Annotated in this window: 15 protein-coding genes, 1 tRNA gene, 1 rRNA gene and 1 riboswitch; of the genes, 12 read left to right on the top strand and 5 right to left on the bottom strand. The window is 49.3% G+C overall.

Annotation, left to right across the window (positions count from 1 at the left end; translation table 11 throughout):
- Positions 1-98: 98 nt before the first annotated feature.
- The 3 genes from JQX58_RS05580 to metK form a co-directional block, all read right to left on the bottom strand.
- Positions 99-1,568 (bottom strand): TolC family outer membrane protein, encoded by a 1,470-nt coding sequence (locus JQX58_RS05580; RefSeq protein ID WP_204145850.1) that lies wholly within the window; start codon positions 1,566-1,568, stop codon positions 99-101.
- A 135-nt stretch (positions 1,569-1,703) separates the two neighbouring features.
- Positions 1,704-2,435, bottom strand: a complete 732-nt coding sequence (locus tag JQX58_RS05575) for a 16S rRNA (uracil(1498)-N(3))-methyltransferase (RefSeq protein ID WP_204145849.1) — start codon at positions 2,433-2,435, stop codon at positions 1,704-1,706.
- 51 nt (positions 2,436-2,486) lie between these two features.
- A complete protein-coding gene (metK, locus tag JQX58_RS05570; RefSeq protein ID WP_204145848.1) occupies positions 2,487-3,650 on the bottom strand; it encodes a methionine adenosyltransferase in 1,164 nt (387 codons plus the stop codon).
- 76 nt (positions 3,651-3,726) lie between these two features.
- A riboswitch (SAM riboswitch) is annotated at positions 3,727-3,802 on the bottom strand.
- A 212-nt stretch (positions 3,803-4,014) separates the two neighbouring features.
- Between metK and tkt the strand changes: the two genes are divergently transcribed.
- The 10 genes from tkt (at position 4,015) to trmA (ending at position 16,471) form a co-directional block, all read left to right on the top strand.
- Positions 4,015-6,015, top strand: a complete 2,001-nt coding sequence (tkt, locus tag JQX58_RS05565; protein ID WP_204145847.1) for a transketolase — start codon at positions 4,015-4,017, stop codon at positions 6,013-6,015.
- Positions 6,016-6,083: 68 nt separating this feature from the next.
- Positions 6,084-7,121, top strand: a complete 1,038-nt coding sequence (locus JQX58_RS05560; protein WP_204145846.1) for a type I glyceraldehyde-3-phosphate dehydrogenase — start codon at positions 6,084-6,086, stop codon at positions 7,119-7,121.
- A 24-nt stretch (positions 7,122-7,145) separates the two neighbouring features.
- Positions 7,146-8,309 (top strand): phosphoglycerate kinase, encoded by a 1,164-nt coding sequence (locus JQX58_RS05555; protein ID WP_204145845.1) that lies wholly within the window; start codon positions 7,146-7,148, stop codon positions 8,307-8,309.
- A gap of 261 nt (positions 8,310-8,570) precedes the next feature.
- Complete coding sequence (gene fba / locus JQX58_RS05550) at positions 8,571-9,638, top strand: class II fructose-bisphosphate aldolase (RefSeq protein ID WP_204145844.1); 1,068 nt, start codon at positions 8,571-8,573, stop codon at positions 9,636-9,638.
- 91 nt (positions 9,639-9,729) lie between these two features.
- Positions 9,730-9,814: transfer RNA gene (locus JQX58_RS05545), tRNA-Leu, on the top strand.
- 195 nt (positions 9,815-10,009) lie between these two features.
- Positions 10,010-11,053 (top strand): type 1 periplasmic-binding domain-containing protein, encoded by a 1,044-nt coding sequence (locus JQX58_RS05540; protein ID WP_204145843.1) that lies wholly within the window; start codon positions 10,010-10,012, stop codon positions 11,051-11,053.
- Entirely contained in the window at positions 11,041-13,611 is a 2,571-nt protein-coding gene (locus tag JQX58_RS05535; RefSeq protein ID WP_204145842.1) for a LuxQ periplasmic sensor domain-containing protein, read from the top strand. The genes JQX58_RS05540 and JQX58_RS05535 overlap by 13 nt, the downstream gene beginning before the upstream one ends.
- A gap of 7 nt (positions 13,612-13,618) precedes the next feature.
- Positions 13,619-14,314, top strand: a complete 696-nt coding sequence (gene mtnN, locus JQX58_RS05530) for a 5'-methylthioadenosine/S-adenosylhomocysteine nucleosidase (RefSeq protein ID WP_204145841.1) — start codon at positions 13,619-13,621, stop codon at positions 14,312-14,314.
- Entirely contained in the window at positions 14,314-15,285 is a 972-nt protein-coding gene (locus tag JQX58_RS05525; protein WP_204145840.1) for a hypothetical protein, read from the top strand. Before mtnN ends, JQX58_RS05525 begins: the two co-directional genes overlap by 1 nt.
- A 91-nt stretch (positions 15,286-15,376) precedes the next feature.
- Positions 15,377-16,471, top strand: coding sequence for a tRNA (uridine(54)-C5)-methyltransferase TrmA (gene trmA, locus JQX58_RS05520; protein ID WP_204145839.1), 1,095 nt, complete (start codon positions 15,377-15,379; stop codon positions 16,469-16,471).
- 6 nt (positions 16,472-16,477) lie between these two features.
- On the opposite strand, the gene JQX58_RS05515 is transcribed toward trmA, so the two are convergent.
- Positions 16,478-16,903 carry a hypothetical protein gene (locus JQX58_RS05515; protein WP_204145838.1) on the bottom strand — a complete coding sequence of 142 codons (426 nt, stop codon included), beginning with the start codon at positions 16,901-16,903 and terminating at the stop codon, positions 16,478-16,480.
- Between the two features lie 222 nt (positions 16,904-17,125).
- Here JQX58_RS05515 and serA point away from each other — a divergent pair, with 222 nt between their 5' ends.
- Positions 17,126-18,355: a phosphoglycerate dehydrogenase gene (gene serA / locus JQX58_RS05510; RefSeq protein WP_204145837.1), complete on the top strand. Its 1,230-nt coding sequence runs from the start codon at positions 17,126-17,128 to the stop codon at positions 18,353-18,355.
- Positions 18,356-18,414: 59 nt separating this feature from the next.
- Here serA and JQX58_RS05505 read toward each other — a convergent pair whose 3' ends face one another.
- Complete coding sequence (locus JQX58_RS05505) at positions 18,415-20,388, bottom strand: methyl-accepting chemotaxis protein (RefSeq protein ID WP_204145836.1); 1,974 nt, start codon at positions 20,386-20,388, stop codon at positions 18,415-18,417.
- Positions 20,389-20,910: 522 nt separating this feature from the next.
- Between JQX58_RS05505 and JQX58_RS05500 the strand changes: the two genes are divergently transcribed.
- Positions 20,911-20,984, top strand: a 16S ribosomal RNA gene (locus JQX58_RS05500); the annotation flags it as partial.

Here is a 20,984-nt window from a genome sequence, read left to right as displayed (position 1 = left end):
GACTCAGCGCCGGAAAGATAAGAGTGGGCTAAGAAAATAGCGTCGCTTGAGCAGAAAAAAACGCGCAGCATGACTGTTGGTCACGCTGCGCAGTTGGGTTACCAGCCGCCTAGAGACGATTCTTCTTCACTGTCGATGAAGAGGATGTCATCACGTTCTTGGTTGGTATTAGTCGGCATCTGACGTGTGCTCGGTGCTGGCGTAGTAGGGCGAGTCGGTGCGCTCGTGTTGCGCGCTTCTTGAATCGGCTCTTGATTAAAGCCCAACGCTTCGGGTTGGTAGATACGTAGGGCACGCATCAATTCACCTTGGCTATTAAACAGACGGAACTCAGCGTACAGCTCATCATAGTCCGCATTAACGTAGTCTTGGCGTGCTTCGAACAATTCGTTTTCGCTATCCAGTACGTCCAACAGGGTGCGACGACCTAGGCTAAACTGCTGCGCGTACGCTTCTTGCGATTGTTTCGTCGAAGCAACGTATTGGCGTAGGTAAGATTTAGAGCCTAATGCCGCTTCGTAAGAAGCCCACGCAAGGCGCGCTTGCAACTCGGTGTCACGGGTGGCATTGCGGTGAATCTCAGACGCTTGCACTTGCTGCTGTACGGCGGCGGCGTGGTTACGCTTGTCGGCACCACCGTTGTATAGGTTGTAAGACATACGCAGCATGGCCGTAAGGTCTTCGTCATCGCCTTCTTGGCCATCAATATTGTTGTCAAAAGAGCGCTCGATGACAAAGTTTAGCTCAGGGTAGTAGTTGGCTTTGGTGGCGTTGACGTAGTGCTCAGTGGCTTCTAGGTCTTTGCGTGCTGAATCCAGTGCTGGGTTATTTTTCAGCGCTAGATTAATTGCTTCGTCCAGACTACTTGGTAGTAAGTCTGCATCAGGCACAGGGTAAACAAGCTCTTCTGGTGGTAATTCGCCAACGATCTTTAGATAGTTAGATTCGGCGGCGCGTAGGTTGTTGACCGCTGATAAGCGGTTCGCTTCTGCTTTAGAAAGACGTGCGGATACTTGGCTGAAGTCAGATTGACGGCCTACGCCTGAGTCACTCGCGGTGCGGATCTGTTGGAAGATGCGCGTATGGGTGTCGAGGTTGATTTCGGCCAGACGCATCAATTCACGGTTACGTAGTACTTCTAGGTACGCTTCGGTGACTTCAAGCGCTTTGTTTTCAATTTGTACGTAGGCATTCCAGCGGTCAGCTTCGGCTTCGGCGCTTAGGCGGCGGACATCATTGGTGCTACCAAAGCCATTAAAGATTGGTTGCGTCAGGCTCAGTGCTAGCTCACGGCGCGTTAGGTCCACATCTTCGCCTGTGCCTTGATAGTCGTAAGTCGTTTCACGACCAATGCCAGCGGTTAGATCGATGGATGGGTAAAAGCCTTCACGACGTGACACTTCGGTATTTTCAAGACTTTCGCGGTAAAGGGCGATGGCTTGACGTACGTTGGGGTTATTTTCGATGGCTTGGTATGTGGCTTCTTCTAGCGTGATCCCTGAGGCAGGAATGGCGCACAGAGCGAAAGATAGAGCAACGCTGCTGGTTAATAACGTTTTTTGAAACATGGGGTGTCCACCTGTCCTATATGGTTAAAAAGCGCCTTGTGCCTGAAGGGAGTGCCTATCTTGGGCGGAAGTCGCTTACTGATGTAGATCAATACTAGTTATAACCTTGACCAAATACGTAAAAATTCGTAACCGTCATAGATCACCCCAGAGTAAATTTAGCGCAGTGAGTGCGACAATGGGTGCAGTTTCTGTCCTCAATACTCGTGGACCTAGGGCAATCGCATGAAAGTCATTGGCTTTGGCTAGGCTTACCTCATCTTCTGTAAGCCCGCCCTCTGGGCCGATTAGCAGAGCTAACTGGTTGTTTTCACGCGCTTTAAATTGTCGCAAAGGCTGGGCGCTATGATGGTGTAAGGTAAGCTTTAACATATCGTTACATTTCTTTACCCAGTCGTCCAACTGTAACGGTGTGCAGACTTCCGGCACGATGCCACGACCACTTTGTTCGGCGGCACTGATGGCTACTTGCTGCCAATGCTGCACGCGTTTTTCGATGCGTGCATCGTTGAGGCGTACTTCGCAGCGTTCACTAAATAATGGCTGGATGCGGTAGGCACCTGCTTCGACGGCTTTTTGCACTGCGTAGTCCATGCGCTCGCCACGGGAAATGGTTTGACCGATGGTCACTCGCAGCGGCGATTCGTTATCGAGTGCTTCAAAGCTGCTGACGGCAAATTGGGCGCTGCGTTTTTCAACGTTGACCAGTTGTGCGTGAAATTGTCCGCCTTGGCCATTGAACACAATGATGGGATGGTTTTCTTTCAGACGTAGCACTTTACAGCAGTGCTGAAACGAGCTGTCCGGCAAGTCAAATGTGGAGTGTTCGGCGAGTGGTAAGTCGACGTAGATTCGTGGAATACGCATAAATAAAAAAGCCCTCTATCAAGAGGGCTTTTATAACGGAAATTACGACAATTATAAACCAGCAGCGTTACGCAAAAGGTCAGCTTTGTCGGTGCGCTCCCAAGTGAAGTTTTCACCTTCACGACCGAAGTGGCCGTAAGCCGCTGTCGGTAGGTAGATTGGGCGCTTAAGATCTAGCATTTTCACTAGGCCTGCTGGACGCAGTTCGAAGTGCTCACGTACTAGCTGAGAGATGATCTCGTCGCTGACTTTACCGGTACCAAAAGTATTGATACTGATCGATGTTGGCTCTGCCACACCGATGGCGTAAGACACTTGGATCTCACACTTGTCCGCAAGGCCAGCAGCGACGATGTTTTTCGCTACGTAACGACCAGCGTAGGCCGCAGAACGGTCTACTTTCGATGGGTCTTTACCCGAGAATGCACCACCACCGTGACGTGCCATGCCGCCGTAGGTATCAACGATGATCTTACGACCCGTTAGACCACAGTCACCTACTGGACCACCAATGATGAATTGGCCAGTTGGGTTGATGAAGTACTTAGTCTCTTTTGACAACCATTCTTCAGGTAGCACAGGTTTGATGATTTCTTCCATCACGGCTTCGCGAAGATCTGCTTGTTTGATGTCAGCGCTGTGCTGAGTAGACAGAACCACGGCATCAATTGCGCAAGGCTTGCCGTTTTCGTCGTAACGGAAGGTGACCTGGCTTTTCGCATCTGGGCGTAGGAAGTCTAGCGTGCCGTTTTTACGTACTTCGGCTTGGCGTTGAACCAAGCGGTGTGAGTAGGTAATCGGAGCAGGCATTAAGACGTCAGTTTCGTTGGTCGCGAAACCAAACATTAGACCTTGGTCGCCAGCGCCTTGCTCGTGATCGTCAGCTTCGTCAACACCGACAGCGATATCTGCTGACTGTTTACCGATAGCATTAAGCACCGCACAAGATTCCCAGTCAAAGCCCATGTCTGAGCTGTTGTAGCCGATGTCACGGATCACGCCACGGGCGATGTCTTCGATGTCGACCCACGCGTTGGTGCGCACTTCACCTGCGACCAATACCATGCCGGTTTTCACTAGGGTTTCACAGGCTACGCGAGCTTCTGAGTCTTCTTTTAGGATGGCATCCAAGATGGCATCAGAAACTTGGTCTGCGATTTTGTCTGGGTGACCTTCAGAGACAGACTCTGAGGTAAATAGAGAATATTCTGACATGTTTGTGCCTCTATAAAATGGAACTTTAGGGCGCCAAACAGGCATAAAAAAACCCGCTTAGCTGAATGGTTTGCTAAACAGGCCTTCCTGCTTCTGTTTAGCTGCTTTTATATAGCGTCCGCAAGCCGAAACAAATCGACGCTGTGGCGCAGATAATGAACCAACAGCGACGACAATTCAAGCAATTAAGCGCTTTAGGTAGGGTGCTTTTGTACCTTTTTTGTTATGATCCTAACTATCTTTATGCAATTTCATTTTCCTTGCTTAATTAGTGAGCATAAGCCGCACGCGATCGTTGCAAGGCTCACAGTTAGCGTGGAGAATGAAAACGACATTTCGTACATTAACCAGGAGTGGATGATCAATGCCGTCTCGTAAACAACTTGCCAACGCCATTCGCGTTCTAAGTATGGATGCCGTCCAAAAAGCAAAATCTGGACACCCAGGTGCGCCGATGGGTATGGCTGATATCGCAGAAGTGCTTTGGAATGACTTTCTAAAACACAACCCAAGCAATTCTAGCTGGGCCGATCGTGACCGTTTTGTACTGTCAAACGGCCACGGCTCAATGTTGATTTACTCTTTGCTACACCTTTCTGGCTATGACTTGCCAATCGAAGAGTTGAAGCAATTCCGTCAGCTGCACTCGAAAACTCCTGGTCACCCTGAGTATGGCTACACCGACGGTGTTGAAACAACGACTGGCCCGCTAGGCGCAGGTATCAGCAACGCGGTGGGTATGGCGATCGCTGAGAAAACCCTAGCGGCGCAATTTAACCGCGAAGGCCATAATGTCGTTGATCACAACACATACTGCTTCCTAGGCGACGGCTGTATGATGGAAGGTATCTCTCACGAAGCGTGTTCGCTAGCGGGCACACTAGGCCTAGGTAAATTGGTCGCTTTCTGGGATGACAACGGCATCTCAATCGATGGTGAAGTAGACGGTTGGTTTACTGACGACACACCAAAACGTTTTGAAGCGTACGGTTGGCATGTCATTGCTGACGTAGACGGCCATGATCCTGAAGCGATCAAAGCAGCGATCGAAGCGGCGCAAGCAGAAACCTCTAAGCCAACACTGATCTGTTGTAAAACCATTATCGGTTTTGGTTCGCCAAACAAATCTGGTTCACACGACTGTCACGGTGCGCCACTAGGTGACGACGAGATCGCTGCAGCACGTGAATTCCTAGGTTGGTCACAAGCACCATTCGAAATCCCTGCTGACGTATACGAAGGTTGGGACGCGAAAGCTAAAGGCGCTGCGGCACAATCTGAGTGGGAAGCGAAGTTTGAAGCTTACCAAGCGGCTTACCCAGAACTTGCAGCAGAATTCGAACGTCGTGTTATCAAAGGCGAGCTGCCAGCTGATTTTGCGGAAAAAGCGACTGCTTACATCAAAGAGTGCCAAGAAAAAGGCGAGAGCATTGCCAGCCGTAAAGCCTCACAAAACGTGATCGGTAAATTTGGTGAGATTCTGCCAGAACTACTGGGCGGTTCAGCTGACCTTGCAGGTTCTAACCTAACACTTTGGTCAGGCTCAAAAGGCATTCAAGAAGATCCAGCGGGTAACTACATCTACTACGGTGTACGTGAATTCGGTATGAGCGGCATCATGAACGGTGTCTCACTACACGGTGGTTTCATCAACTACGGCGCAACCTTCCTAATGTTTATGGAATACGCGCGCAACGCAGTTCGCATGTCAGCGCTGATGGGTCTACAAAACATCTTCGTTTACACCCACGACTCTATTGGTCAAGGTGAAGACGGCCCGACACACCAACCGGTTGAACAACTGGCTAACCTACGTATGACACCAAACATGTCAGTATGGCGCCCAGCCGATGCAGCAGAAACAGCGGTTGCATGGAAAGCGGGTATTGAGCGTCGTGATGGTCCAACCGCGCTTGTCTTTAGCCGCCAAGGTCTACCAGCACAAACGCGTACTGACGCTCAGGTAGAAGACATGGCCAAAGGTGGTTACGTGCTATCTGACTGTGAAGGCACACCAGAGGTTATCTTGATCGCGACTGGCTCTGAAGTGGGTCTAGCGCTTGATTCAGCGAAAGCCTTGGCTGAGAAAGGCACCAAAGTTCGTGTCGTTTCTATGCCATCAACCGATGTGTTTGACGCCCAAGACGCGGCTTACCAAGAGTCTGTTCTGCCAAGCAGTGTGACTAAGCGTGTGGCGATTGAAGCGGCGCATGTGGATTACTGGTACAAGTACGTTGGTTTCGGCGGCGCGATGGTCGGTATGCGTACCTTCGGCGAATCAGCACCGGGTGGTGACTTGATGAAGCACTTTGGCTTCACCGTCGACAATGTTGTTGCGACAGCAGAAAAACTGCTGAACGCCTAACGGCTTTGCGCAAAAAGAGGAGCTTTGGGCTCCTCTTTTTTGTTGCTTGATTAGATTAAGAAAGAGTTATGTTGCGAGTAGCAATTAATGGCTACGGTCGTATTGGCCGTTCGGTACTGCGATCTATTTATGAAAACGGTTTCCAAGACCGTTTGCAGGTCGTGGCGATTAATGAATTATCCGATATTGAGACGATCAGCTATCTGACGCGCTACGATACGACCCATGGCCGTTTCCCTAAGCCAGTCTCGGTGAAGGGCAACACTTTAGTCATTGGTGAAGATGAGATTCAGTGTTTTGCTGAAACGGCACCTGAGGCCATTGATTGGGCTGCGCTTGAGATCGATATGGTATTGGAATGCTCTGGCGTGTTTTCGGCGCGCGAGCAAGTGCAGCGCTTTATTGATGCTGGCGCACCGCGCGTGTTGTTATCACAGCCTGCGGCGGCGGATGTGGATGCCACCATTGTCTTTGGTTTTAACCATGAAACCGTGATGGGTGCCGAGCACACCATCGTGTCTGCCGCGTCTTGTACCACCAATTGTGTTATCCCAGTACTCGATACGCTGCAAGCTTTGTCGGGCGTCGAGCATGGGGCAACGCAAACGATCCATTCGGCGATGAATGATCAGCCAGTGATCGACGCTTACCATACCAATGACCTACGTTTAACGCGTGCCGCGCTGAGCTCGATTATCCCTGTGAATACGGGATTGGATCGTGGTATTGCACGTTTGATGCCGGAGTTAACCGGTAAAATTAGCTCGAACGCTGTGCGGGTGCCGACATTGAATGTATCACTGATCGATATGGTGGTGCGCACCAGCCAAGAAGTGACTGTTGAGCAGGTGAATACGGCGCTACAAGTCGCGGCATCAGCGAAGTATGCTGGGTTGTTGGGTTATACCCAAGAGGCGCATGCCTCAGTAGATTTTAACCATGATCCCCGTTCGGTGGTGATTGATGGTACCCAGACCCAAGTTGTCGATGGGCGTCTGGTGAAACTGTTATGTTGGTTCGATAATGAGTGGGGCTATGCCAACCGGATGTTGGATGTCGCTTGTTATTGGCAGCAGGTGTTGGAAACGAGTGCTATGCACTCTTGATTTTAAAACGACGAGGAATCGTGCATGACCGTAATTAAAATGACCGACTTGGATCTCGCGAACAAACGTGTATTGATTCGTGAAGATTTAAACGTGCCTGTTAAAGAAGGCAAAGTGACCAGTGATGCGCGTATTCGCGCAGCGCTACCGACTATCAAGCACGCGCTAGAAGCGGGCGCTAAAGTGATGGTGATGTCGCACCTTGGTCGCCCAACAGAAGGCGAGTATGAAGAGCAGTACTCTTTGCAGCCTGTCGCAGACCACTTGGCTGGCTTGCTAGGTCAAGACGTACCATTAGTAAAAGACTGGTTAGACGGCGTTGAGGTCGATGCGGGTCAGCTTGTGTTGGTTGAAAACGTGCGCTTCAACAAGGGCGAAAAGAAAGACGACGAGGCGCTGTCTAAAAAAATGGCCGCTCTGTGTGACGTCTACGTAATGGATGCGTTTGGTACGGCACACCGTGCTCAAGCATCGACTCACGGCGTGGGCAAATTTGCGCCGATCGCTTGTGCCGGCCCTCTGCTAGCTGCTGAGCTTGAAGCGCTAGAAAAAGCCTTAGCCACTCCAGCGCGCCCAATGGCGGCGATCGTTGGTGGTTCTAAAGTGTCGACTAAACTAACGGTGCTTGAATCGTTGTCTGACAAAGTGGATCAGCTAATCGTTGGGGGGGGTATTGCCAATACGTTCCTAGCGGCAGCAGGTTTCCCTGTGGGTAAATCGCTGCACGAGGCAGACTTGATCCCACAAGCCAAAGCCCTGATGGAAAAAGTGAATATTCCTCTTCCAGAAGATGTCGTTGTCGCAACTGAGTTCTCAGCAGACGCTGAGGCGACGGTAAAGGATGCGCAAGACGTGAGTGCGGACGATATGATTCTAGATATCGGCCCGAAAGCAGCAGCGAAATTGGCTCAGCTTTTGGAAAGTGCGCAAACGATTATTTGGAATGGACCGGTAGGCGTATTCGAGTTTGATCAGTTTGGCGAAGGCACTAAGGCGCTGTCTTATGCGATTGCCAACAGTGATGGCTTCTCAATTGCGGGTGGCGGTGATACGTTAGCAGCGGTAGATAAGTACGATATCGCAGAAAAAGTATCGTACATTTCAACGGGTGGCGGTGCTTTCCTAGAATTTGTTGAAGGAAAAGTGCTACCAGCGGTTGCTATGTTGGAATCACGCACGCAAAATTAGTGTAAAGCTAATCGCGTAAGCTTGAATAAGACAGGGATAACCCTGCACGATGAGACGAGTCGGAGTGACCGTCTCATCCACATCTAAACTTAGAATGATTCTAAAACTTAGAGAGTGACCGACTGTCGTAAGACAGCATGACAATAACGATAAGGCGTAAAGCCACATGTGACACACATGCGCATGAATATAAAACCAGAGGGTGACCTTCTGTGATTGCACGAGTTAGGCACCAAAACTTCATTGTCAGAGGAAACTTTTATGCCTTTAATTAGTATGCGTCAATTGCTGGACCATGCAGCAGAACATGATTACGGCTTACCTGCATTTAACGTGAATAACATGGAGCAGGTAAAAGCGATCATGGAAGCAGCGGATGAGGTGAATTCACCTGTTATCATGCAAGCTTCTGCGGGTGCGCGTAAGTACGCAGGCTCACACTTTCTTCGCCACTTAATCGCAGCGGCGATCGAAGATTACCCACACATCCCGGTAGTCATGCACCAGGATCACGGTACGAGCCCAGCAATTTGTCAACGTTCGATTCAATTAGGCTTCTCATCAGTCATGATGGACGGCTCATTGATGGCTGATGGTAAAACACCAGCAGATTACGATTACAACGTAGACGTGACGCGTCGTACAGTAGAATTCGCTCACGCATGTGGCGTTTCTGTAGAAGGTGAGCTAGGTTGTCTAGGTTCTCTAGAGACAGGCCAAGCGGGTGAAGAAGATGGTGTGGGTGCAGAAGGCACACTTGACCATTCACAGATGCTAACCGATCCAGATGAGGCGCTAGCGTTTGTCGAAGCGACTGGCATTGATGCGCTAGCGGTAGCAATCGGTACCAGCCACGGTGCTTACAAGTTCACGCGTCCACCAACCGGTGACATCCTAGATATCGAGCGTATCAACCGTATCGCAGAACGACTACCAAACACGCACATCGTGTTGCACGGCTCGTCTTCTGTGCCACAAGATTGGTTAGAAATCATTAACCAAAATGGCGGTCAGATCTCAGAGACTTACGGTGTGCCAGTAGAGGAAATCGTTAAAGCGATTCGCTACGGTGTACGTAAAGTTAACATCGATACCGATCTACGTTTGGCTGCTACGGGCGCGATTCGTCGTTGCCTAGCTGAGCACCCAGATAACTTCGACCCACGTAAATACTTCACTGAAAGCATCAAAGCGATGAAGGCTGTGTGTATTGATCGTTACGAAGCGTTTGGTTCAGCGGGCCAAGCATCACGCATTAAGACCATGGATCTGGAAGAAATGGCGGTTCGTTACGAGCGTGGTGAGTACGCAAACGGTCGCCGATTCTAATCAGGGATAATAAGCGAGCAACTTTTTTAAAAAAACTTTTAAAAAAGTATTGACCATGAAAATGGTTTCTCTATAATGCTCGCCATTCCTTGCGGGAGTGGTGGAATTGGTAGACACGCTGGATTTAGGTTCCAGTGCTTCACGGCGTGAGAGTTCGAGTCTCTCCTTCCGCACCAAATTAAAGAAAGCCGAGTTACTTAGTGACTCGGCTTTTTTTATGCCTTTTTGTTACTGCTGTATTTCTTTCAGAGCCGTTCTCGTTAGAATGTCTTTAACCCTTTAAAGACTGTTTGTTCTATATGATCCTTGCTCGTTGCATTTTTGTTCTGTGTTGCTCGGTTTATGCCTCGCTCAGCTTGGCGTACAACATTGTGCAGCCTGAATTCAGCCTGCAGCGTTTTCTTGATGCCAATCCCAGTCAGCAGCCGTTGATGGAGCAGCTACAGGCCCGAGTTGTATCGCAACCGACGCCCACTTCAGCGCAAAATATTGCTACCCAGAAAATTGCTGTGGTGCTACGCGGGCAACGTGGGGAGCTTAAAAACCGTGCTTGGTTGATGGCTTTCAAACGCCGCTTGCGCGAATTTGACCTAGCGACTCAGGTAGATATCTTTTATTTGCCTAAGCATGAGCTGCACAAGGTGGCCAATCCCATTTTCGAAACCATCATAGAGACGGATTACGATTACATCGTGATGGACGGTTTGGATGAGTTTAGCCGGCCAAGCATCGAACGTATTTTAAATCGCACTCAAGCTGAAGTGCTAATGCTTGATGTGGTCGCGCCAGTCAAAGCGTGGCGTTATCATCCGCCGCTGATTTACATTGGTGTGGACTTGCCTAAGGCGATGCATCGTTTGGCCAGCTATATCGATCGCGTGTTGCCCATCGATACCATCGTCGATGTCATAATGGTGCGCGATGCGTTTGATAATGGGCAGCGTTGCCAAGTATTTATGAATGAATGGATGTCGACGGGGCGCAAAGTGAATCGTCATGTGGCCATTGCTAATGAAGCTCAGCTGGCGTTTCATGCTACGCAAGAGCTGTTGCAGCAGACTCAGCGTGCTCACCCTGAGCAACAGCATTTTATTTTCTCCTGTACGCCGGAAGTAAGCTTTGGTGTGTTGGGGGCCATCATGGAACATGACAATGTGCTGACCAATGCGTGGAATGGACAAGATTTGTCCGATCCGGCGCTGCGTCAGCAAAATGTGTTGGTTACAGTTTTGGATATGTATGACAATATGGCTATAGCAGCGGCGGAAGCGATCAAAGCGGACCTAGAATCGCGCTTGTTGCCTGATGTGTACATGGAGACGTCTCTGTTGTTGTTCCAAGAAATGGACGATGAGACGCGCGATATTATGTTTCAACAAGCCTTTAGGTACTCCTTCCGACTATGGCCTCATTGAGTTTAAAAAAACACTTCTTACGCAAAACGGTGGTGCCATTTTTGGTGGCCATGTTTGTGCTGGTGATGCTGATCTGGGGAATGGGGTACAGCCTACGACAATCGCAAGCGGACTCTATCTTGGAGTATCGCGTCAATGTTGCTGGACTGAGTTTCTCGGCGTACTTGGATAGAGCGGAGTTCGAGGCCAAATACTTAGCCCAGCAAGTCAGTAATGATGGTAGCTTGGATAGCTTGTTTCAGCTGCATGATGTGTTGTTTTTTGGCGGTTTGGACTTTTTCTATATTACCTTAGCCGATGATGAGCCTCTTGAAGATCCCCGCGCTCGTCTTTATACCAATGATAGCCTCTCGTACCTAGCGCGCAGTGCTCGTTTGAATTATTGGCGCCATATTTCTACCGCCGATGGGGCGGAGCTACTGGTGTACAAAAAACCATTACAGCCGAATGAGCAAAGTCGCGTACAGGGCTATTTGTATGGCTTTGTATCGTTGAATAATAACTTGGCGTTGTCGAGTGACTTAATGTCTGGTGCGCAAGTGGATTATATGGAGCTTAGCAGTGTGTCAGGTAAGATGCTGCTGAGCGATCAATTGCCGGCCTTTGACGAGACCAGTCGAGCGATCGAGTATACCGGCATCCTTGAGTTGCCAACGCTAGAAGATAAGCTAACGATTAAAGTGAAAATGGCGCGGCCGTTTTCTGAAAGCTTAGAGCAAAATGTGTTAATCAACGCGGCGCTGGTACTGATCTGTTTGATGGTGTTGTTTTGGATTGTCATGCATAACGCCTATCGTTGGATGTTTTCACCGCTGCAACATTTAACCAACCATAACCATGATGCCAAACAGCAGGCTAACTTCGAAGAGTTTCTGCCAGTACAGCAGCAGATGAACCATTTTGAAGCCTTGCTCAAGGCGCGTGATCAGCACTTCCATTTGTTATTAGATTCGCTTAACTGTGCGATTTTGTTTTGTGATGAGTCGGCGCGTTTGACGGCGATCAACCAAGAGTCAAAGGCGGTGTTTCCGGATTACATGATCGCTAAAACCATCTTTGATATGACTCCCATTGCGTTTCACCAGCCGATCCAGCGTGCTCTAAAAGGGCTTTATGACGACGGCTTTGAGATCGAGTTGCCGGAGCTGGGTAAGATCTATCAATGGCATACCTACTCCTTTATTAATGAATTCGGCTTTCGCAGTGTTATGTTGGTCGGGCGTGATATTTCTGAGGTGCGGCATTTGCGTTGGCAGCTGACTAATATTTTGCCGCGCCATACCATTGATCGTCCCTATCCTGATTCACATATTGTTTTGAACGAGTTGGATATTCTACATAGAAGTCATGACGAGCACTGCATTTCACCGCAATACTGGCTGCTACTGATAGGGCATTTGCTAAAACAAATCAGTCAGGCGGCCCAGAGTGCTAGCGAGTTTGAAACGCTAGGCGAGTTTGTGATGGCGCAGCAAGAGGAGCTCGCCCAACTGGCCGTGGAGGGAGAACGCTACGGGCTGGTTGACTACGATATCTCAATGGACGCAGCGCAGGTTAAAGCCAACTGGACGTCGGACCATAAGGTGTTGATACAGCTGGCCTTGGTGTTGTGTATGACCGACTCTATCTTGACCCGTCGCTTGACCATGAAATGGGAAAAATCTGGCCTGCTGATTCGTATCGTTGGAGTGGGGAAGGTGTCACCAGCGATGAAGTGGATGTTGCAAGAATTTCCTAAGCTAGTGCGAGGGCACGCCATCATCGAAGAGGGCTGTGTCACCATCTTTACCAGTTTGTCGGTAGAGGCGAAGTCTGAAACGGCTCCGCTTACTCATACTGGGCAGCGCTTAGCGCTGATCGAAAACGATTTCGATGCTGCTGGGTACTGCTCTAGTGCATTGTTGGCGCTGGGGGCAAAGGTCGATCGCTTCTTATCGTTTGAGGAGTTTTTGAGTTCAGATCGGGCTTTGGGCGTGGAATACGATGCAGTCATTGTGGCCGTCGGCGATCAGCATTCGGCCCGCAAGGGCGTGGAGCGTTTGCGCTCGATTAATCCAGATACTCAGGTGCCACTGTTTTATATTTGTGAGCGCCACACCAATTGTCGTGATGGGCAAATAGTATATGCCCATCAGCTGATGCGTTATCGACTGGCGCAAGTCATCAACGAGACAGTGAGCGAGCACAAGATCAATCTGCGACGCTGGCTCAGTACCAGTTCTAACTGGCTGATCGTGGGTGGCTCGAACATCAGTCAAATTATTTGGTTATCTGAGCTGCAGTCCCAAGGTATCGTAGGGCGTCGTGAGCAGGATCTAGAGGTGTTATTGGAAGGTGGTTTAGCCCATGCGGCGCTATCAGTGGTATTAGTGTTGGATCAGGCAAGCGCTCAACGGTTGCAGCCTCTAGTGGTGGCTAATCCACAAATCCATTGGTTGGTGCTGGAAGATTTTGCTGAGCGTCCTGCTACAATGACCTACTTTAATGTGCAGGGTCAGCCGCCCAATAGCGAGCTGGTACAGCAATTAATACAACGTTTTGATGATAAAAAAGGCTAGAAGAGCGATGAGTGTAATAGGTTTAATCGGTGCCATGGATGATGAAGTTGCCGTAATCAAAGAGTGGATGACGGACCTTCAGCATACCGAAGTAGCAGGCTGTGAGTTCTATCAGGGTAAGTTAGACGGTGTAGCCGTGGTGCTGCTGAAATCCGGTATCGGCAAAGTGAATGCTGCGGTATCGACGACCTTGCTGCTTGATAATTTTAAACCGTCTGCGGTCATCAATATCGGCTCAGCGGGCGGTTTTGACCCAGAGCTTGAAGTAGGTGATGTGATTATCTCCGATGCGGTAGTGCATCATGACGTGGATGTGACAGCGTTTGGCTACAAGCTTGGTCAATTACCTAGTATGCCAGAAACCTTTGTTGCCGATCAGGGGTTGATTGAACTAGCACAAAAAGCGGTGACAAGCGTTGGTCAGGTAAAGGCCAAAGTAGGGCTAGTCGGTACGGGTGATGTCTTTATGTGTCAGGCAGAGCGTGTGGCGCAAACGCGCGCAGCGTTCCCAACGTTAAAAGCGGTTGAGATGGAAGCGGCTGCTGTGGCGCAAGTGTGTCATAAATTTGCGGTGCCATTTGTGGTCGTACGCTCGTTATCTGACGTGGCAGACAAGGAGTCGCCAGCAAGCTTTGAAGAGTACTTGGCAACGGCCGCAGAAAACTCGTCGCTTATGATCCGTGCTATGTTGCGTGAGATGTAATGATGAGCTGGCAAGGGATGGCTAAAACCAGTGTGATGATGTTGGGGCTGCTGAGCAGTGCCAACATCTTGGCAGACTCTGAGCCTGAGACACTACCAGCGGATCAGGGTGATGCGCCAGTTTGGTGGCATTCTACTCATGAAGTAGCCTCACAAAAAGTGGGCACTTGGTCGAAAAGTTTAGATATGTTCTTTTCTGGTCAGCGCCACGACAATATCAACGATAGCTTTGTCAGTATGCGTTTTGGCTCCATTATTGAAGAGCAAGATGGTGTCTCAGGCTTTTTTAACCTAGACGCGCGCATTGACCTACCGAGCACCGAGGACCGCCTCGACCTGATTATCGAATCGGATGCCGATGAGCTAACGCAAGATAACCGTGTTACGGAAAACGATACGGGCCAAAATATTCTGCAGTCGGCTCAAGATACGCGCTTCGCTACTATGCTGCGCTATGTGGCAGATGAGCTAGACGCAGACATTGACCTAGGTGTGTTGGTGCGCATGCCGCTCGATCCTTTTGTGCGTATGCGCTTAAAGCAAGCGTGGCAAACGGGAGATTGGTATTGGCAGCAGCAAGAGGCCGCCTTTGTGTATTATTCGCTTGGCAATGGCGCTCGCTACAATATCGAGACCACCCGCGAGCTTGGTGAGCGCTTTGCGGTAGGCGCTGAGTTTGGTGTCACATACCTAGAACTGGAGTCCGATACCTATTGGCGTGAGGATGTGTATTTAACTCAACGCCTGAGCGACAAAAGCAGCCTGCGCTATCAAGTTAGTTATTTACAAGCAGGCAGTGTGCCCAGTGCCGATAGCTTTTTGTATTTTGCCGAGTATCAGCGGGTGTTGCATAAAAACTGGTTGATAGGTGAGATTAAGCCCCAGATGACCTACGAAGATGATAACGACTTCGAAGGCGAATTTTCGGTGAGCTTGTCACTAGAAGTGTTATTTGGGCCAAACTTTTTATAACGTGCGTGCGCATGCATTAGGTCGCAAATTAAACAGACTCTTTGTATAATGCCGCGCCCAATTCTCGAACTTCAAGCGGATACCTAACTGCATGCGACCGGATCAAATTCAGACTGAGCAGTACCCAGCTCAACTTCAAAGCAAACAAGATACTCTGATCGAACTAATGGCGGATTTAGATCTGCCCGAATTGGAAGTGTTCGCCAGTGCGCCAAGCCACTATCGTATGCGCGCTGAGTTTCGCATTTGGCACGAAGGCGATGACTTGTTTTATGCGATGTTTGATCCTGCCGAACCGCGCCAGCCGATTCGCGTCGATCAGTTCTTACCTGCATCACGCTTGATCAACGAGTTGATGCCACAGTTATTGGATGCGATTCGTGATATCCCAGTACTGCGCCATAAGCTGTTCCAAGTGGACTTTTTGACTACTACGACAGGCGAAGCCCTGATTAGTATGCTGTACCACAAACCCATCGACGAAGAGTGGAATGCGGCAGCCGTGGCGCTTAATGAGCAATTTCCCGCTTGTCATTTTATCGGGCGCAGTCGTAAGCGTAAGCAAATTCTGTCACGTGATTTCGTGATGGAAACACTGACCGTTAATGGCCGTAAATACCACTACCAACAAGTAGAAAACAGCTTTACCCAGCCCAACGCAGGCATCAGTGAAAAGATGTTGGAATGGGCTCTAGACGTGACGCAAGGCTGCTCAGGGGATCTGCTAGAAATGTACTGTGGTAATGGCAACTTCTCGATCCCGCTAGCACGTCGCTTTGATCGTGTTATCGGTACCGAAATCGCTAAGGTGTCGGTGAACTCTGCGAGTCTCAACATTGCTATGAATGGCGTTAAAAACGTTCAAGTGGTCAAGATGGCCAGTGAAGATGTGTCAGCGGCACTTAATGGTGAAGGCGAATTGCCTAAAGCATTGGTGCAGGCAGGTATGGACACATTGAATCCATCGGCGGTGCTCGTGGATCCTCCACGCGCAGGGCTGGATGAGGCGACGGTTGAGTTGGTCCGCAAAGTGGATCAGATCTTATACATCTCTTGTAATCCCGAGACTCTGAAGAACAACCTCGAAGCACTAGCATCGACTCATAAGGTGACGCGCTTCGCTATGTTTGATCAATTCCCCTACACCCACCATGTGGAAGCAGGGGTATTTTTAGAGCGACGCTAAGTCGCTCTAAGCAGAGAAGTTAATGGTCTGACCTAACGCTGTGTCGGGGCTGACATTGTACTGTGAGGCGACACTAGCACTTTGGCTGGAGTTAGACGGCGTAGCGTTCAGTGTTTCACTGGCGTTAGCCGTTGCCTCAGCTGCGATTGACACATTGTTGATGGTTGAGTTAGCACCAAACTGAGAAGCGCTTACCGCATCCGCAGCCGCTTGTGTATCAGTGGGCTGAGCCACGGACTGCAATTGCAGGCTGTCTTGTGCTAGCTGCTGAGCTTGCGCAGAAATTTCCACGCTGACATCAACGGATGCGGGCGCACTGCTGGCGGCTGTGGCTACAGGCGTGGGTGCGGCACTCGCACTGTTGGCACGACTTACCGCTAGCTGCTCATCAAATGGGCTGACTGCATTATTGTTGATACCTTGGATGGCCATCTGGCGTCTCCTGTTTAAATTTCGAACACTCTCATTCTAGTTACCCACTGCACAGCTTGCCAGTCAAGGAGCGTGTAAAAGGTGTAAATTATTGTACAGTTGAGTTTCCCTCCGCTTGCTATGAATAGCATTCCTCATCTTTCCCTTCGTCTCTTCAGGTAGTGTGATACCATAATCTGGCAATACCCCCATTACAAAAAACCATAGAGAATTTAAATTAAGATGAGTAACACTTCTTTAGAAAAAGCAAAAATCAAAATTTTGTTATTAGAAGGTGTGCATCAATCTGCAATCGAAGCATTGAATGCTGCCGGCTATGAAAACATTGAATTCCATAAAACAGCGCTCGCAGAAGATGAGTTGATCGAGAAGATTGCTGATGCCCACTTCATCGGTATTCGCTCACGTACCCAGCTGACCGCAAAAGTGCTAGAACATGCCGAGAAACTGGTTGCGATTGGTTGTTTCTGCATTGGTACCAACCAAGTAGACCTTGAAGCCGCTTCTAACAAAGGTATCGTGGTCTTTAATGCGCCGTTCTCAAACACTCGTAGTGTGGCCGAGCTGGTGCTAGGTGAAACCATTTTGTTGTTACGTGGTATTCCTGAGAAGAATGCGGTAAGTCACCGCGGCGGTTGGTTGAAGTCCGCTGTGGGATCTTATGAAACCCGTGGTAAGCGCTTAGGTATCATTGGCTACGGCAGTATTGGTACACAGTTAAGTGTGTTGGCCGAGTCGCTCGGTATGGATGTTGTATTCTACGACATTATTACTAAGCTGCCATTGGGTAATGCGCGCCAAGTGAAGTCGTTGCATGAGCTGCTGTCGACCTCTGATGTAATCAGTCTGCATGTGCCAGAGACGCCGAGTACTAAATTAATGATGGGCGCAGAACAAATCGCTCAGATTAAGAAGGGTGCGATTCTATTAAATGCCTCACGTGGAACTGTGGTTGATATCGAAGCGCTGGCTGAGTCGATTAAAGCCGGTAATATTGCCGGTGCTGCCATTGATGTCTTCCCTGTCGAGCCTAAAGGTAACGCCGAAGAGTTTGTTTCGCCATTGCGTGGCTTGGACAACGTTATTCTGACTCCGCATATCGGTGGCTCTACCATGGAGGCGCAAGAAAACATCGGTGTCGAAGTGGCGGAGAAGCTTATTCAGTACTCGGATATCGGTACTACTACGGCTGCTGTGAACTTCCCAGAAGTGGCGCTGCCAGCACAGGCTGATAAGCACCGTATCCTTCACATTCATGAAAACCGCCCTGGTGTGTTGTCGAAGATCAACGCGATTTTCTCTGACAATGACATCAACATTTCCGGTCAGTTCTTGCGTACCACTGAGAAGCTTGGCTACATGGTAATGGAAGTTGACGCGGACATGGGTGAGCTGGCACTGGAAAAAGTGCGTGAAGTGGATGGCACGATCAAGGCACGCGTTCTGTTTTAAGCGTGCTACGTGTCCATAAACATACAAAAGCCGGCGCAGTGACGCCGGCTTTTTTGTGGCTAGGATTGCTTGCTATGAATGCCTAGCGTGGTGGTGATGTCTTCGATCTTCTGACGAATGTTGGCCGTCATGTTGGCTAAAAAGCGCTCCGACTCATCCGCTTGAGAGCGGACATTTTCTACGGCTTCATTCAACAAGCTCACACTGCGCTTTTGGTCTTCGGCATAACCAGTGGCCTTACGCGACAAGACCGATGATTGATGGGATTTTTCTTGGACTTCTTGTGCTGAGTGACCAAGTTCGGTGGTCAAGGCGCGTTGCTCGGTAGTGGCCGCTTCAATGCGCTCAAGGTTTTTGCGCAGGTTTGAGGTTGAGCTGGTTAAAGAGTCAAAAATCGACGTAATCTCTTCAAGTGATTGTTGCGTGCGGCCAGACAGTGAACGTACCTCGGTTGCCACAACTGCAAAGCCGCGGCCATGTTCACCTGCTCGAGCGGCTTCGATTGCGGCGTTTAGAGCCAGTAGGTTCGTTTGTTCGGCAATATCGCGAATGCCACCTACGATCGAGTTCGCATTCGATACCGAGTCTTCGAGGCTGCCAAGTGCTGTTTTACTACTTTGCAGGCGCTCAACCGTAGTGTTGTTGGCGCTTTCTAGTGTGGCTACTTGTTGAGAACTTAATGCCATGGCTTCGCTGGTGTCTTGAGCGTAGCTTTCTACTTCTTTGGCGCGTACTTCTGCTTTATTAGCAAGTACGTCGACGTGACCCGCTTGTTCGACCGTTTGTTCTAGGGCTGATTTTGAATTGACGCTGATTTCGTGTACCTGACCAAAGGCATACAGCATTTCGTTCAGGGAAGAGGAAATGTTCTGCAGTTCGGTATCACGTTGCTGGCGCTGTACAGCAATTTGCTCTAGATAACGGTTTAGGTAGCGTGCGACTTCGGTGAGCTCGTTTTTACTATTGCTGACGCGCAGACTATGAATGTCATCACTTTCTACAAGCGCCTTGACCGCGTCGTACAGATCTTTGGCGCTGTGTACCACCACTCGGCTCTGGAATAAGTGAGTGATAATGGTGGTCAAGATCATGATGACAACGAAGGCACCAAAGGCGATCAGAGTATTGCGCTCTGTCTCTGCTGTGGCCGCTTGTATGGTAGCGGTGCCGTTTTCTAGTTCTGCGCTAAGCTGATCGATAAGTTCTCGGATTGAGCTCTTTGCTTGATTCGCTTGTTTGATCAAGGCCAAGCTGCTGTCGACATCTTTTACGTAGCGGTTGGCCCAGGTATTAAGTTCGTTCTTAGTTTCCTCGAAGGCGTCGCTCTGTTCGGTTTCTTCGGTCGCTCCCCAGCCCATTAAGGCTGAAAGGTCATCGCCAGCGTCGGCGTCCTCTTGGCCCTGTGATTGCCAAGCGGGTAGGGCGACAAATGCTTGGACTTGAGTGATCAGTAGTTGGTTAGCACTTTCTACTAGCGCGCGATTGTCGGCGGTTGGGTGACTTAGGTAATCTGAAGTGGCTTGCTGTAGCGCCGCTAAGGCAGCAAACATATTACCTTGTGACTTTAAGTAGGGGGTTGTTAGCGTGTTATCGGCGCTAGCGTTGTTCAGTGTCTGATTCAAGTAGTCTAGGGATAACAGCATTTGGCGTTCATTATTCTCGATCAGGGCGTATGGGTTGCCAGAGAGCTTGCCGGCTGCTCGCACGTCAGTCGCTAAGCTATTAGCGATCGCATCAAGGCGCGCCGTTAAGTTTGCTTGGAGGTTATCGGGCAGCGAGACCAATTTGGGTTTGATATCGTTTTCGATAAACGCTTCAGACTCCTGTAATAAAGACGCTTCGCCTGAGGACAAATAGTTCTCAATTTTCTGTTCAAGCTGAATAGCAGACGCTTCCCATACTTCGTTAAAAGCCTCGTTCTGTTCAAACGCTGTTCGGTAGCTTTGAGTGCTCCAAAGTAAAAGTGCCGCGAGGGCTGCTGCAATCACTAGGTAGCTTAGCGTTGTCGCGCGTGTTACATGGGAGATTTTCAAGGGGCCGCTCTCTTTGTTAGTGATCGAGTGGGTGAATAATTGCGGCCTACTTTATTATCAAAATATGACAGTTATGTTGCGGCTCTGTGTTTTGTTGCAGAATGTAGCTGAGCGGCTACATATGTGAGCTTTTGTAAAAGCTATAGAGAATCTTCTAAAACTGCCCTCAATTGGCTTGATATTGATCATAAAACCATCTAAAACTACTGATCCGCTAAGGGATATGACAAACGCGTGACTTTTTTATTAAAAATATAAAAAAGTGCTTGCGTCAAAAATTCTGATGCGTATTATACGCACCCACTGACACGGACAACGCTTCACAACAACGAAGCGAACAACGAGTCAGACGCTCTTTAAAATAGATAATCAGATAATTTGTGTGGGCGCTTGCTGGAGACTTCTCAAAAACTTTGAAGTCTTAAGCAAGTGACCATGTCAATTCGCTTTACGTTCTTTAATCTTCGGATTGAAGAATATAGTTAAAGTCAGACGTGATTCACGAGTTTGAGCAAACTTTTTAAACTGAAGAGTTTGATCATGGCTCAGATTGAACGCTGGCGGCAGGCTTAACACATGCAAGTCGAGCGGTAACA

Origin of the sequence: Marinomonas ostreistagni, assembly GCF_016888445.1 — a bacterium.
GTDB classification, from domain to species: Bacteria; Pseudomonadota; Gammaproteobacteria; order Pseudomonadales; family Marinomonadaceae; genus Marinomonas; species Marinomonas ostreistagni.
Note: the sequence above shows the minus strand (reverse complement) of the source record. Positions and strands in the feature narration are given on the sequence as shown.

Bases quoted from the DNA above. Each gene is read 5' to 3' on its own strand.
- JQX58_RS05580 (WP_204145850.1), bottom strand. From the start codon at position 1,568: ATGTTTCAAAAAACGTTATTAACCAGCAGCGTTGCTCTATCTTTCGCT.
- JQX58_RS05575 (WP_204145849.1), bottom strand. From the start codon at position 2,435: ATGCGTATTCCACGAATCTACGTCGACTTACCACTCGCCGAACACTCC.
- metK (WP_204145848.1), bottom strand. From the start codon at position 3,650: ATGTCAGAATATTCTCTATTTACCTCAGAGTCTGTCTCTGAAGGTCAC.
- tkt (WP_204145847.1), top strand. From the start codon at position 4,015: ATGCCGTCTCGTAAACAACTTGCCAACGCCATTCGCGTTCTAAGTATG.
- JQX58_RS05560 (WP_204145846.1), top strand. From the start codon at position 6,084: ATGTTGCGAGTAGCAATTAATGGCTACGGTCGTATTGGCCGTTCGGTA.
- JQX58_RS05555 (WP_204145845.1), top strand. From the start codon at position 7,146: ATGACCGTAATTAAAATGACCGACTTGGATCTCGCGAACAAACGTGTA.
- fba (WP_204145844.1), top strand. From the start codon at position 8,571: ATGCCTTTAATTAGTATGCGTCAATTGCTGGACCATGCAGCAGAACAT.
- JQX58_RS05535 (WP_204145842.1), top strand. From the start codon at position 11,041: ATGGCCTCATTGAGTTTAAAAAAACACTTCTTACGCAAAACGGTGGTG.
- mtnN (WP_204145841.1), top strand. From the start codon at position 13,619: ATGAGTGTAATAGGTTTAATCGGTGCCATGGATGATGAAGTTGCCGTA.
- JQX58_RS05525 (WP_204145840.1), top strand. From the start codon at position 14,314: ATGATGAGCTGGCAAGGGATGGCTAAAACCAGTGTGATGATGTTGGGG.
- trmA (WP_204145839.1), top strand. From the start codon at position 15,377: ATGCGACCGGATCAAATTCAGACTGAGCAGTACCCAGCTCAACTTCAA.
- JQX58_RS05515 (WP_204145838.1), bottom strand. From the start codon at position 16,903: ATGGCCATCCAAGGTATCAACAATAATGCAGTCAGCCCATTTGATGAG.
- serA (WP_204145837.1), top strand. From the start codon at position 17,126: ATGAGTAACACTTCTTTAGAAAAAGCAAAAATCAAAATTTTGTTATTA.